At 33.3% G+C, this 13,469-nt stretch carries 12 protein-coding genes and 2 pseudogenes; 3 read left to right on the forward strand and 11 right to left on the reverse strand.

Features of this window, described 5'->3' with window-relative positions:
- Positions 1-34: 34 nt before the first annotated feature.
- From L950_RS29460 to L950_RS04960, 7 genes and pseudogenes are all read right to left on the reverse strand, one after another.
- Positions 35-3,024 (reverse strand): annotated as a pseudogene (locus L950_RS29460) (DNA repair ATPase).
- Positions 3,025-3,262: 238 nt separating this feature from the next.
- A complete protein-coding gene (locus L950_RS04945; RefSeq protein ID WP_231576865.1) occupies positions 3,263-4,906 on the reverse strand; it encodes a flotillin family protein in 1,644 nt (547 codons plus the stop codon).
- A gap of 94 nt (positions 4,907-5,000) precedes the next feature.
- Positions 5,001-5,444 (reverse strand): SPFH domain-containing protein, encoded by a 444-nt coding sequence (locus L950_RS36265; RefSeq protein ID WP_316930538.1) that lies wholly within the window; start codon positions 5,442-5,444, stop codon positions 5,001-5,003.
- Positions 5,445-5,490: 46 nt separating this feature from the next.
- Positions 5,491-6,090, reverse strand: coding sequence for an OB-fold-containig protein (locus L950_RS04950; RefSeq protein ID WP_021192375.1), 600 nt, complete (start codon positions 6,088-6,090; stop codon positions 5,491-5,493).
- Between the two features lie 46 nt (positions 6,091-6,136).
- On the reverse strand, positions 6,137-6,301 hold the full coding sequence (locus L950_RS27575) for a DUF4177 domain-containing protein (protein WP_197086253.1): 165 nt from the start codon (positions 6,299-6,301) through the stop codon (positions 6,137-6,139).
- Positions 6,285-6,992, reverse strand: coding sequence for a PspA/IM30 family protein (locus L950_RS04955; RefSeq protein ID WP_021192377.1), 708 nt, complete (start codon positions 6,990-6,992; stop codon positions 6,285-6,287). Before L950_RS04955 ends, L950_RS27575 begins: the two co-directional genes overlap by 17 nt.
- 5 nt (positions 6,993-6,997) lie before the next feature.
- Entirely contained in the window at positions 6,998-7,387 is a 390-nt protein-coding gene (locus L950_RS04960) for a YbjN domain-containing protein (protein ID WP_021192378.1), read from the reverse strand.
- A gap of 89 nt (positions 7,388-7,476) precedes the next feature.
- On the opposite strand from L950_RS04960, the gene L950_RS04965 reads away from it, so the two are divergent.
- The gene (locus L950_RS04965) at positions 7,477-8,136 is read left to right on the forward strand and encodes a helix-turn-helix domain-containing protein (protein WP_021192379.1); all 660 of its coding nucleotides are present in this window, start codon (positions 7,477-7,479) and stop codon (positions 8,134-8,136) included.
- A 78-nt stretch (positions 8,137-8,214) separates the two neighbouring features.
- Here the strand turns inward: L950_RS04965 and L950_RS31940 are convergent, their stop codons facing one another.
- The gene (locus L950_RS31940) at positions 8,215-8,394 is read right to left on the reverse strand and encodes a hypothetical protein (protein WP_084825378.1); all 180 of its coding nucleotides are present in this window, start codon (positions 8,392-8,394) and stop codon (positions 8,215-8,217) included.
- A gap of 65 nt (positions 8,395-8,459) precedes the next feature.
- Positions 8,460-8,858, reverse strand: a complete 399-nt coding sequence (locus tag L950_RS04970; protein WP_021192381.1) for a single-stranded DNA-binding protein — start codon at positions 8,856-8,858, stop codon at positions 8,460-8,462.
- 175 nt (positions 8,859-9,033) lie between these two features.
- On the opposite strand from L950_RS04970, the gene L950_RS04975 reads away from it, so the two are divergent.
- A complete protein-coding gene (locus tag L950_RS04975) occupies positions 9,034-9,405 on the forward strand; it encodes a hypothetical protein (protein ID WP_021192382.1) in 372 nt (123 codons plus the stop codon).
- A gap of 334 nt (positions 9,406-9,739) precedes the next feature.
- Positions 9,740-10,228, forward strand: a complete 489-nt coding sequence (locus L950_RS04980) for a hypothetical protein (protein WP_021192383.1) — start codon at positions 9,740-9,742, stop codon at positions 10,226-10,228.
- A 250-nt stretch (positions 10,229-10,478) separates the two neighbouring features.
- Here the strand turns inward: L950_RS04980 and L950_RS04985 are convergent, their stop codons facing one another.
- Together L950_RS04985 and metE are read right to left on the reverse strand one after the other, a co-directional pair.
- Positions 10,479-11,006 (reverse strand): DUF4833 domain-containing protein, encoded by a 528-nt coding sequence (locus L950_RS04985; RefSeq protein WP_021192384.1) that lies wholly within the window; start codon positions 11,004-11,006, stop codon positions 10,479-10,481.
- Positions 11,007-11,147: 141 nt separating this feature from the next.
- Positions 11,148-13,459, reverse strand: a pseudogene (metE, locus tag L950_RS04990) (5-methyltetrahydropteroyltriglutamate--homocysteine S-methyltransferase).
- Positions 13,460-13,469 lie beyond the last annotated feature (10 nt).

Below are 13,469 nucleotides of genomic sequence, written 5' to 3' on the forward strand. Positions count from 1 at the left end.
TTAAGGATTTGATTAGATGATCGGATAAGAGCTATTAATTTAGAACGAACGGATTGGTCCAATTGCTGCCAAAAAAATGGGCTAATGTTCTTGTTTCAGGATCAAACTTTAATACATCTAATTTTTCCCCTAGGGTGTGAAGTTGTTCGTAGATCTGAAGGGCATCAAAATTGTGAACACCTTTGATATAAGATTCTACATAGTTTTGTTCTACAGCTTGATTAATGAATTTTTCTGCATTAAAATTGCTTTTAGATTGTGATGCTAGGAAAGTTTTATAAGCTAAATATTCGGCACGATACACAAGTTTATTCTCAGAAATAATTTCTTGTTCCCAAATATCTTTATAAATATTGATCTCTTGGGCGGTCACTTTTTGATAGAAACTAGTTCCTGTCAAATGATAATATAGTTCGTCTTGACGCCGTATTAATGTTAGACCTAAGCGTTGGTTATTAACTGTGAATTTGTTTTTGCCAAGTTTAATTATATTTTCACCTTCAACATATAGTTCGGACTTATCTCTTAAAACTCTTAACGCATCTTCTTGTGATTTCTTAAGTAAATTCTCAAGGCTTTCGGCTTTAGATACATCTTGTATTGTTTTCAGTTCTGAAATAATATGACGAATCTTGTCGATCATTAAGTCGGTCGAGTAAAAACTTAAAATCTCTTCTTTCGTGAGTAAAGATTTTGCCTTATTTTCGATGTTTTTAAGGACACGCAGTGCTATCTGTTCAAGAGAAGAGGCGCGTTTATTGATTTGTTCAATAATATATTCGCGTTTCCCATTGAAAGCTTTAATGATTTCATCGCGCTTATCAGCGATTTTTAAAGCAAATTCGTCAAATTCAGAAAACTTGCTTTCGAGTTCTTCTAAGTTTACAACAATCTTAGTATAATACTCGTCAACTTTTTCTGCCGAAGTTGATAATTCCAAGTAGTTAACAATTGATTGCTCTAACAAAGTGAGTTGAGCCGAAAATTCTGCAATGGCTTCAGAACTTTTTAGTGTATTTAATTTACGTGTTAATTGGGCTCGAACCTCATTTAATGAAGCAAAAATAACTGATATTTTTTCAATTATCTTTGTTGTATGTGTTGTGTCATCAATCTTTAAGCTATGAAGTATATCAATTAATAATTCCAAATCACTAGAAATAGCTTTACATCCATTCTCTATGGCTTTGGCATCGATAGCTTTTGTTACTTTGTCGACTTCATTCTTTTGGATGACGACCTTCTGTTCATATGATGTAAGTGCAGCTTCCTGTAATAAGAACTGTATTGTTTTCTCAGAAAGATTAGTCGCTATGTGGTGAAGCTGTTCCTCTAGTTCATTTATCCGATTGTTTTCAATATACTTCACATTGCGCAAGTCAATGACCTCACCTTGTAATTTACGTGTATGTGATAAATTATGTACCAGTTGATCTAACTGTTCATAAATCGAACTATTGACTTTAAAAACAAGATCTTCTATTTTTTTTTCTATTGCTGTTAGAATCTCTTCCGCATGTTTACGCTGAATCTGTACCTTAACGAACTCGTCGATCGCTGTGTTCGCGATTTCTTTTATATGTTGTAATGGTGTACCAAGATTTTGAAGAGCCTCATCATGGACCCAGAAGTACGAATCTATGATGGAATTTGATTTTTTTAGAATATCCTCATATAGGCCTTCATAGGAATCTTCTTTGTTAATCAGTTGAATGACTTCTTGAACTTCAGACATCGCTTGGACAATATCTTTATTGCCAATTTTGTACAAGGGATCATCTCTGCGCGATGCATTTTCTTTCAGAACAGCCATGTATGGAGTCTCCCATATTTGTACTTGATGGTGGCGCGTCGCTTCATTTTCTGTACGAAAATAGATTAAGCTTCCATCTTTAAATATGGTAAATCCATTGCAAACGATTGGGGTTTCTACAGATTGTTGAATAATATTGTAAGACATTAAAATGTATGTATTCGACTGCTCATGAGTGAAAACATATAGGTAGTCTTCTCCGTTAGGAGAGATTACTTTTTTTAGAAACTGAACATTTTCAAGGTTATTCTCAAAGGTTTTATGTGTGCCATTTTGAAGATAATATCCATTTGAGAAAATAATACCTTGATTATCTGGTAGCAAAATAGCAGATTCATTGAGCGTTTTTAGGTTGACGACCTCTTTGGTTCTGATGTTGAAAATGTAAGCGCGAAATTCTTCTTGAAAGGGTTTGATCCTAAGAGCAATCATATTACCTAAGTCAGCATAATGGTATTCTGCATCATCTAGCTGTTGATCAAGATTACTAACCTTTTCAGAATAAATTCCTTTACCTGACTCTGTATTATTTTCAATTTTAAATGTTATATCACCATGAATTGCTTCAATAAATACCTTATCTAAGATAGAAATATGGGGAAACCGACCCAATCTTCGATCTTCAAGGGTAGTTTTTGTCCAATCAAATTCATGTTGATTTGCTTTTTTAACTTCATGTATACTTCGATCATCTAAATAAGTTAATTTTCCATCTTTAATCAACCATTTAAATGCTTTTAGATCTTGTTCATTCTTGGTGGTTTGAAAGATCATATATAAATAGTTCTCTGTTTTCTAAATTTGGAAAAAATTGAATCTCTATAATATTTGTATAGATTTTGGTAATCATTAACAAAATTTATATCATTTATGAAATCAAGATCTTGGGGAATAAATTGATTATCTTCAAATAAATAGATGCTAAATACGTCTTGTAACTGAATTTCGGTTCGTAATCCAAAATGTACATTATATCCGAATATGCAGATATTACCAATTGCTAAAATACCTCTTGATACGCAGTTATTATCTGTTGATATACGTTGATTTGCCTTTAATATAAAGTTGGTCGAATTAAATATTTCTTTTCTGGCGGTATTTAATAATTGTAATTTATCGGAAAGCGTTTCTTTTTGATGTTGAAGACGTTTTCTGATAATTTCGTAAGATCCAGAGTCTAAAGTATCGTTGTTCGCTTGTGTTTCTTGCATAATTCGAAAATAATCGTGGACTATTTAATCCGTGTTGAATTCTACTTTCTACCTGTGTTAGTATATAGTTAATGTATTGACTTTATGATTTTCATTTGGTGAAGTCAATCTTACATTTACAATGGTGAAAATCTAAATCATCTTTGGAAAATACTATATTATGAACAGTGTAATAAAGCTAATTATATCGTTGTCAACTTGAAAAGAATCCGTTATCAAGTTGACATATGTGTAAAAATTAGATCAATTTTTTGTTTGATATTCCTAAGTTTTTGGCTAAACCGAATAACGAGTTGATGAAATTAGTATCTTCATTATCATCCGCATTTTTGGCTGCTTGTTGTAATTGAACCAAGGCAGCGGAGACAGTTAGATTTTTGATATCATTAGATGAAATACCATATTTATCGGCTAAGCCACGTACTTTTTCTGCCAGATCACCTTTTCCGTCTGGACCCAACAATGAATTTTTGATGTCTGTTGCATGTTTTGAATTATTGATTAAATGATCAAATCCTTTGGAATTAGAAACTTGGCGTACAATGTTTTCGAAGAACATAGTCTCACCTCCAACGATATCAATTTTTGCAGTTTTTAACGCTTCTGCCAATACAGATGCTTGTGAAGCTGCGATATCTTTTTGAATGCCTATTTGAGCCAATTCAATATCTTTTTCTTTTTGTAGTTGAAGCTTGAATTCTTCGTGATCTCTTCCAACACCATCTAACTTTTTCATTGCTTCAGCTTTTTCTTGAATACCCGTGGCTTCAGCAATTGCTTTCTCTCGCGTTACCTCTGCCTCCATTATTCCCTGCTTACGGCTTGCTTCAGCTTTTTTCTCGATGATAGATGCCTCTGCAGTACCCTGTATTTGAATTGCTTCTGCTTTCGCTATCATAACTTCTGCCTCAGATAGACCTAAAGCAGCATCCTCTTTCGCTTGTGCTTCGGCAATTATTTTACGACCTTCTGCTTCTTTTACTGATGCTTCTTTTTTCGCATCAGCATCGATTAATAACTCTTGCGCTTTTTTCTCGGCAACTTTTCTGCGGGACTCTGCAAAAATAACATCTTGCTCAGCTTTTTGTTCAGAAGCTATTTTATCTGCTTCAGCTGCTTTGACAGTTGATATTAGACGCTCTTCGGCTTCTTGTGATGCCGCAATAACACCTGCTTGTTTTTTTCGTTCAACTTCACGGAATACCTCTATATCTTTGACACCTTGTTGTTCTTCTACAACACCTTTTTCGAGTTGAACACGCTCTTTGATTACATTTTGAATATTTTTCTTTTCGATTTCAATTGAACGTTCCTTATCAATTTGTGCTAATGTGACAATTCTTATTCGCTCTGTCTCTTCCAGTGCACGATCTTTTTCCACACGTTCAGTTTCAACCGCACTAGTACGTAATTTGTTTTTCTCTGCAATGATAATCTGACGAAGCTTATTTTCTTCTTGAATAGCTAACTGTTCTTCTGTAGAGATGCGGACAGTTTCGGATTTTAGACGCTCTTCTTCTCTAACTTTCGCTATTTCAGCATCTTCACGAGCTTTAATATTGTCGATTTCGCGACGTTGTTTCTCTTCTTTTTCAGCTAATTGTCGATCTAACTCAAGTATTGCCTCACGCGTTTCTACATTCTGTTTTTTAATTACTTTTTCTTCATCACGACGTATTAAATTGGCATGAATATTCTGAGCTGCAGTTAGTTCAGTGATTTTACGGATACCCTGTGAATCTAAAATATTATCTGGACTTAAAAATTTCAATTCTGTTTGTTCTAAATAATCGATTGCACAGTCGTCTAATATATAGCCATTCAAATCTGTCCCAATAATATTTAGAATTTCATTTCTAAATTCCCGTCGAGCTTCGTACAATTCAATAAAGTCGAATTTTTTTCCTACAGTTTTTAGTGCTTCTGAAAATTTGGATTCAAAAATACTTTTTAACGTATCTGGATCACTCGCGCGCTCACATCCTAAATTGTGCTACACTGATTACATCATCAACAGACTTATTAACACGCACAAAAAATGCGACCTTAATATCAGCACGAATATTGTCCTTACATATTAATCCATCGTGCTGCATTCTGGATATTTCAATCTTTTTTACTGAAATATCCATTATCTCCATTTTGTGAAAAACTGGAATGACATACATCCCTTTGTTGAAAGCAACATTTGTCCCGCCAATCCCAGTTCTTACTATTGCTTTTCCTTGTGGAATTTTTTGTAGAAAGCACTTAATACAATGAAAAATGCAAAAATTAGTAAAACTATAATTCCTACAATCAAGAGGATGAGACCTGTTATCCCATCTATAAATAAAAGAGTTTGTAACTGCATGGTTAATAATTAAATATTGTGAATGGTTATTTCTTTGGTTACGTAATATATTTTTTTGTCTTTTGATTCATCAACAATAATGACTTCATCTCCATATTCTATTTTTTCTCCATTTAGACTTCTACATAAAGCCGTATAGGATCTCTTTCGATCAAAAATTCTGCTGATCCCAGTTTTTTTCCTTCTATAGTTGCTTTCATTTTTCCTATTCTCCCAAGGAAATCAATCGGTTCTTCCCCATGATATCCAATGTTTTTAAAAAGTTTTGCAAGAGGTTTAGTGAAAAAATGCATTAATATAAAAGTGATGAAAAATATAGGAATTAAAATAAAAAGGGATTTCAGTCCCCAGGTGGCGGTATTTAAAAGTAATGAAGAAATGATCGTGATGATCCATCCAATAAATTTGAAAAGTGTAACGATGATCATAATAGGAACTTTGCCAACATTAATGAAATCCATTGCTTTTGCGAAAAAAGATGGCTCTATATGTGTATCGGCGTCCGAATGGTGATGTAAATCTTGTGAACTGTCTACGTCTGTTACATCAGCAGTAGAGTGGAGGTGACCATCCAGGTCCACATCGCCATCAAATAGATGTAATCCATCCCCCGCAAAGGACATAATTATCCAATATAACAGCGAAATTCCTGTCAGTACAGTCATGATACCGTTGGATACTGGATTGAAAAGGAGGTTGAATAATTCGCTCATAATGGCTTCGGTTTTGTTATAATTCTCTTTTGAATGTATAGTGAAATTACCAAGAACTTCCGCCGATCTCTAAATCTTGCATCGATACAAGTTCCCAGCCCTGAGCACCTAATTCGTTAAGTATTTCATCTATGCGATCTTCATCAAGTTTTGTCCCCCAAAAACCTTTAGGTTCGATTTTAATTGTTTTGTATTCAAATTTTCTCATCATTATTAAGTTTTAATTTTAAAGCTTCTAGTTCGGCATTGATGGAGTCCTTATTTGAAATTGTTTCATTGATTTCATCAATGATCGATTTATTCCCATGTGCAATTTCGCCATATGCTTTTGCTAACGCTTCATCTTCCTCTACTTTAACTTTCATTCGTTCCAGCATAGATATGGTACTATTTGAATCAATATTCGCCAATTGCTTATTGACCATCTTAGCGGCGTTAGACACTTTTACACGAGCTTTTAATGTGGTTAATTCGCTTTCCCATTTCGTAATGTTGAATTTGAGAACATCTACATTCTTATGTAATTCGTCTGCTGACTGAAGATGAATTATACTTTGTTTTTCTAATTCTATCGCCTCTGCTATAAATTGCTTTTTTAATAAGAGAGCCTCTTTTGCTAAGTTTTCAGCTTTATCAACTTGAAGTTCTCCATTCTGTGCTTTCTTTAATAAGAGAATAGCTTTTCCTTCAAACAGGTTTGCTTCTTCTTGTTTTTTCTCAAAATTGCTTTTGGTACGAATTGCTAATGCTTTTACTTTAGCATATGCCTCAAGGGCTTGTTCTAAATCTTCTTTCATTTCCCGGATACCTTGTTCCGTCATTTTGATTGGATCTTCCATTTTTTCAACGACAGCGTGTATTTCCGCTTGACCAATCCTGAAAATTCTTTTAAAAATATTCATAATTACTATAATTTAGAGAAGTTAATTAATTGATTGTAATACTCACTGATTAATAAGCTTAAAGAATTGATGGCTGCATCAAATTCATTTTGGTCAATATTGCTGATTTGTAGTGTGTATCTAAAAATTACTTTTTTACCGTCTTCTGTTAAGGCGAAACCACCGTGGATCATGTCCCTATTTTTAATGAGTAGTGATTTAAACAATTCCATACTTTCATTGGAAATTGTAAATAAGTATTGTTCAAAAATTAAAATTGGATTAGCTATACCTACAATCAAATTGTGAATGCCATCTAATTCATTTTGAATGATGAAAACGCCTTCTTTCTCATCTTTATAAAAGATATCGTATCCGATATTGCTAATAAAATTTTCAATTTTTGAGAAGTACATAATTTAGTTTTTTATATATTGCATATATTCTTTGCATAAAGATAATATTTGCAAAAATATTTTGCAAAAAATTTTAATTTTTTTTAAAAATGACAAATATTGGTAATAATATAAAGAAATTAAGAAAGGTGAGAGGGTTAAGCCAACAAGCATTTGCTGATTTATTTAATCTAAGCAGAGGTAATATTTCGTCTTATGAAGAATTAAGAGCTGAGCCTAAAATAGAAACAGTAATGATAATTGCTAATTATTTTGGCATTCCTTTGCAGAGTTTAATTCAAGAAAATCTTTCTGTTAATCAAATTTTAAATTTCAGTGATTATTTTGAACCAGCTATTGTAACAAATAGCACAAAAAATTTAGCAGGTATTCCCTTATTGACCCGAGAAGTTATGATGAACAATACTGATTTGTTAAAGCAAATAGAGGGCGCACCACAACTTCAGCTTCCTATTCAAAGTAAGCATAAGTTTTTAGCCATTGAGTTTTCAGAATTGATTGCCGCTCCATTGGAATTGGAAGTTAAAGAGCAAAGTATACTAATTTTTGAAGGTATTGAAATGGAATATCTGCATCTTCTTCACAATAACTTGGGTTTGTTTTTGTCTGAAGAGGAAGTTTTTGTTGGGAAGTATGAGCAAAATGGGGAACAGATATCGCTGATTCTTAGCTCTTGGAAAAAAAGTTTATTTTCCTTGTCTGATATTCGATATTATTGGAAATTGTATGGAAAGTTTGAAAAGGTTTAGTAGTTCAATAGTAATGAAACATAGATATAATTAAAAAAATATGCCTAAAATATTTTTAGGCATATCTTGTAAGTTATGTTAGTTTTTACTACCTCCACCAAAAAGTTTAGCTAGTAGCCATATTACTAAAGCAACAACGACCACAACGATGATTATACCTGACCAAACTCCTGCTTTGAAAATACCTTCAATGACCGAACAGCTCGATAAAGAAAGGCAAGTTAACACGATTAATGATATTGGAAATATTCTTTTCATATGATATTGAGTTTAAATAAGAAACAATCATCTGGATTGAAATGTTTGTTTTTACTACTATTTATTTAAAATGGTAAGTCTTCTTCTGTAATTTCTTGACTAGAAATTTCTTCATTTCGTTTCTTTAATTTAGATTTATTCATAACAATTAAACTGTCAACTTTGATTTCTGTAATTGTCTTGTTATTTCCATTATTATCTTCGTATTCGCGGTAGGTAAGTTTTCCCTCTACTAGTAACTCTGAACCTCTTAGACAATATTTTTCTACAGTAGTATTAAGGTTGCCCCAGATCACTAAAGTATGCCACTGGGTTTCATCAACCCATTCACCAGCTTTGTTTTTAAATAGATCTTTGGTAGCTAAACGTAAGGTTGATACTTTAGTTCCGCTTGTGCTAATTTTTACCACGGGATCAGAACCTAAGTGTCCAATCAATTGAATTCTGTTTTTTAATCTGCTCATAACTTTGCTTTTAAATGTTTGTAAAATTGTTTAACTTCAATAAATGCATCCTTTCGAATTATGCTTAGGAAACAGAAACAAAAGTGAAAAGTAATTGAGATTTTAATCGGTTAATAAACGTTTGTAATCGACTATAACCGTTTGTAAACGTTTGTTGTCGTTTATTTTATGATTTATGGAAGAAGAAATTAATTTAAAAAAATGTCTAGATTGTAAAAAGTCAATAAGGGGACGCTCTGATAAAAGATTTTGTGATGATGCCTGTCGCAATAGTTATAACTATAAACAGAATAGTGATCAAACGAACTTGATCAGAAAGATCAATCATACATTGCGTAAGAACAGGCGTATTCTACAAGAAGTTCTGGGAGATGAAGGGATACTCAAGATAAGTAAGGAAAAGATGTTGCTGCAAGGCTTTGATTTAAAATATCATACTCATAATTTCATCAATGCTAAAGGACAGACCTACTATTTTATTTATGAGTATGGCTATTTGGTTCTGGAAAATAATTTGCTGTTGATCGTGAAACGTATACCTAAATAGTTTTTGATAAATTTATTTTGAAATTTCAATTTTGTTTTAAATATTTGCAAAATCAATTAGGTATTCACAATTAATAATAGAAGAATATGTTTGCTATATTAAATAACCCTACTTCAATCCAAAAGAAGGATCTTGGGTATATTCTTCAGAATACTTTTTTCTCGTAGTTACTCCTCTTTTGACTTTATTTTGGTCTCGACAATGTTCGAGCAATTAATGATTTCTTTGGTATTTCGTGAGTCGAGGTATTTAAGATAATCTTTTATTTAATTATTGATCCTTAAATAGACATCGCTTATTTAAGGATCTTTTGAGAATTGATGCAATATATTTTATGAATAAATATGTGTTACAGGCATTGGATAGTTATCCATATTACCTAGAAAATACGTTAGAATCTTTGTCATACGCCTTGTCTTATGATGATTCAAATACGATGGCACTATGTCTGATGGGGAGACTTCATGCGGAACAGTTGTTTGATTTTGAACAAGCAAAGAAATATTTTCAAGAAGCGTTAGTACATAATTTATATGCTTTGGAAATTTATCAACCTTATATACAAACCTTGATTGATACCAATGCATATGAAGAGGCAGAAAAAACAATTGAGTTTGCTTTAACAATACCCGGAGTTTCATCTTCTTTATTTCTATTAAAAAGGGTACTTATATTGGAAAAACTTAAAAAATTTAAAAAAGCCTTAAAAGTATTAAATTTGGTTAGATTGGAAAATTTAGATAGTGAGATGTTGTCCACGATCAAAGACGTTGAAGATCGAATAAAAGGAAAACGGAAAATAGGACGTAAAAGCAAAAAATAACTAATTGACAGTTTATTCTTTCTAATTGAGGATAAACTCAATAGATTGTTTCTGAGATGAAATGAATAACACGTATATCCTTCCCCTGAATTAAAGAAGGGTATACGTTTAAATATTATGATGCAACAACGTCAAGTAAACGCCTCATTTTCTTTTTCAATCAAATGATGTAGACTAATTAAATAAAAAAATCTAATGCATTAAAGAGTTGAATATGACAGTAGGCAACGGGATTGGCGCCTAATGTCAACTACGGTATCAATTTCTCTCGTACTTTGGTACCCCTGTGGTCTGTGCCGTAAAATATGAGATATTCAACTTGCGTCCCTAAGCCTGAAGTTCCCTCTTTTTGTTTAATGAAAATACGATGGAGATTAAATTTGTGACCATTTAATGTGGTTTCCACATAAGGCTTTCCTGCTTTATCCATCTTGAGATATAAGGGTTGATTTTTGTAAGACACAATCTCAAACTCAAATGTATTATTGCCTAGTTCTTTTGTTATAATACCGTAGGCAAATTTTTGTTGGATACCAGTTAAAGGTTTAATTTCTCCTCCTTTATCATATAAAATCCGATAGTTATTGATAGGATTCTTGTTATTGAAATGCTGTTTATCACTCATATTTGCTTCATAAACATAGGTGTTATGACCTTCGCTATGTTGTATATAAAAAAGAGTGTTTGATTTGAATGGTGGAGTGGGATAGCCCTCTTGTGCAAAGGTATAGATTGATACAAAAAACAGAAAGTATAAAAGACAAGTGAAAGTTTTCATGATATACACTTTTTTGATTAGGGTAAATTTAAACTTTCTATATTAAAGTATTAAATAGAAACTATTATTTTTTTACAAAAAAAGATCCTGAAGTGATTTAACTTCAGGATCTTTTATATTTATAATTCTAAAAATCTAAACTTATTCAGCTCGCAAGATTTTAGCAGCTTCAACCATAGCTTCTAAGGCAGCTTTAGTCTCTGGCCAAGCACGTGTTTTTAAACCACAGTCAGGATTTACCCAAAGTTGCTCAGCTGGAACTACAGCTTTTGCTTTACGTAATAATTCAACCATCTCTTCTGTACTCGGTACACGAGGAGAGTGAATGTCATATACACCTGGTCCAATATCGTTTGGATATTTAAAATCTGCAGCAAATGCATCTAATAATTCCATTTGCGAACGTGAAGTCTCGATAGTAATTACATCAGCATCCATTGCAGCAATATCTTCAATGATATCGTTGAACTCAGAGTAACACATATGGGTGTGAATCTGTGTATCGTCATCTACATTCGAAGATGAAACTCGGAATGAACGTACAGCCCAATCTAAATATTGTTGGTGATCAGCTTTACGTAATGGCAGACCTTCACGAATTGCAGGTTCATCGATTTGGATAATTTTAATACCTGCTTTTTCTAAAGCTTGTACTTCATCTAAAATCGCTAATGCAATTTGGTAAGTTGTTGTAGAGCGTGGTTGATCGTTACGTACGAATGACCATTGTAAAATCGTAACCGGACCCGTTAACATTCCTTTTACTGGACGGTTTGTCAGGGTTTGAGCATATGAAGACCAACGTACGGTCATATCAGCAGGACGGTAAACATCACCATAAATAACTGGAGGTTTTACACAACGTGAACCATATGACTGAACCCATCCGTTTTTAGTGAAGGCATAACCTGCTAATTGCTCTCCGAAGTACTCAACCATGTCATTACGTTCGAATTCACCATGAACTAATACATCGATATCCAATTGCTCCTGAAGACGGATTGTTCTTTCTGTCTCTTCTGCGATTTCTTTATCGTATTGTTCTTGAGAAATTGCGCCTTTTTTCAAATCAGCTCTCCATTTACGAACATCTTTAGTTTGTGGGAATGAACCAATTGTCGTTGTTGGAAATGCTGGAAGATTAAATTTCGCTTGTTGTGCTTCTTTACGAGCTAAGAAAGTAGATGTACGTTTAGCATCATCATCAGTGATATTTGCTGTACGTTCTTTAACTTCAGGCTTGTGGATTAAAGAAGATGTACGACGGTCTTCCGCAGCAGCCTTATTGGCTTCGAAACGCTCAGCGGTTTTTGCATCTACTTCGCCTTCAGCTAAGATCGCTAAATCTTTTACCTCTGCTAATTTTTGCTTAGCAAATGCCAACCAATTTTTAACTTCTTTAGGCAATGACTCTTCATTATCTTCATTGTCTAAATCGAAAGGTACGTGTAATAATGAACTCGAAGGTCCTACTAATACACGGTCTTTGCCTAAAGCATCAACAGCTTTTTTGATTTGTGCTAAAGATTTTACGTAATCATTTTTCCAAATGTTGCGACCTTCAACTACACCCAAAGAAAGTGTTAATGAAGCCGGAACTTTGGCTAATATAGTGTCGAGTTGGTTTTCACCTCTTACTAAATCAACATGAACTGCGTAACTGGTAAGTTTAGAGCTGTTTCTTCGTTGTCACGTAAAGCCTCGAAATAAGTCGTTACAATAATTTTGATGTCTTGAGCAGCAGCAGCTAATTTAGTAAATACACGAGTGTATAGAGCACGTGTTGCATCATCAATATCTAAAGCTAAAAATGGCTCATCAATTTGTACATATTTTGCACCAGCGGTAGCCAATTTAGTTAAGATTTCTTCATATACAGGAACCAACTTATCGATTAAATCGATACGGTTGAAACCAGATTCTTTTTCTTTACCTAATAATAAGTATGAGATCGGGCCAATTAACACAGGCTTCGTTTCAATACCTAAAGATTTTGCTTCATTATATTCATTTAAGAATTTCTCTGAAGTCAATTTGAATTCTTGATTTTTCACGAATTCAGGTACGATGTAATGGTAGTTGGTATCAAACCATTTTGTCATTTCCATTGCCGTTACGTCAACGCCATCTTGCTGGAAACCACGCGCCATTGCAAAGTAAAGGTCCAAATTGTATCCTTTATCTTCGTTATTTAAAAGTGATTGATATTGTGCAGGGATTGCACCTACAGTTAATGTCAAGTCTAAAACTTGGTCATAAAATGAAAAATCATTGGAAGGAATCAAATCGATGCCAGCATCTTTTTGAGTTTTCCAGTTGCCTTCACGGATTTTCAGTCCAGCCTGCAATAATTCTTGCGCGCTGATTTTTTTAGCCCAATATGCTTCATTGGCCTTTTTCAACTCGCGGAAGGCACCTACACGTGGGTAACCTAAGTTGTTCGTTAGTAACATAAATATAAAA

The sequence above is a fragment of the Sphingobacterium sp. IITKGP-BTPF85 genome (assembly GCF_001006065.1).
GTDB lineage: Bacteria > Bacteroidota > Bacteroidia > Sphingobacteriales > Sphingobacteriaceae > Sphingobacterium > Sphingobacterium anhuiense.

Bases quoted from the DNA above. Each gene is read 5' to 3' on its own strand.
- L950_RS04950 (WP_021192375.1), bottom strand. From the start codon at position 6,090: ATGAGCGAATTATTCAACCTCCTTTTCAATCCAGTATCCAACGGTATC.
- L950_RS27575 (WP_197086253.1), bottom strand. From the start codon at position 6,301: ATGATGAGAAAATTTGAATACAAAACAATTAAAATCGAACCTAAAGGT.
- L950_RS04955 (WP_021192377.1), bottom strand. From the start codon at position 6,992: ATGAATATTTTTAAAAGAATTTTCAGGATTGGTCAAGCGGAAATACAC.
- L950_RS04960 (WP_021192378.1), bottom strand. From the start codon at position 7,387: ATGTACTTCTCAAAAATTGAAAATTTTATTAGCAATATCGGATACGAT.
- L950_RS04965 (WP_021192379.1), top strand. From the start codon at position 7,477: ATGACAAATATTGGTAATAATATAAAGAAATTAAGAAAGGTGAGAGGG.
- L950_RS31940 (WP_084825378.1), bottom strand. From the start codon at position 8,394: ATGAAAAGAATATTTCCAATATCATTAATCGTGTTAACTTGCCTTTCT.
- L950_RS04970 (WP_021192381.1), bottom strand. From the start codon at position 8,858: ATGAGCAGATTAAAAAACAGAATTCAATTGATTGGACACTTAGGTTCT.
- L950_RS04975 (WP_021192382.1), top strand. From the start codon at position 9,034: ATGGAAGAAGAAATTAATTTAAAAAAATGTCTAGATTGTAAAAAGTCA.
- L950_RS04980 (WP_021192383.1), top strand. From the start codon at position 9,740: ATGAATAAATATGTGTTACAGGCATTGGATAGTTATCCATATTACCTA.
- L950_RS04985 (WP_021192384.1), bottom strand. From the start codon at position 11,006: ATGAAAACTTTCACTTGTCTTTTATACTTTCTGTTTTTTGTATCAATC.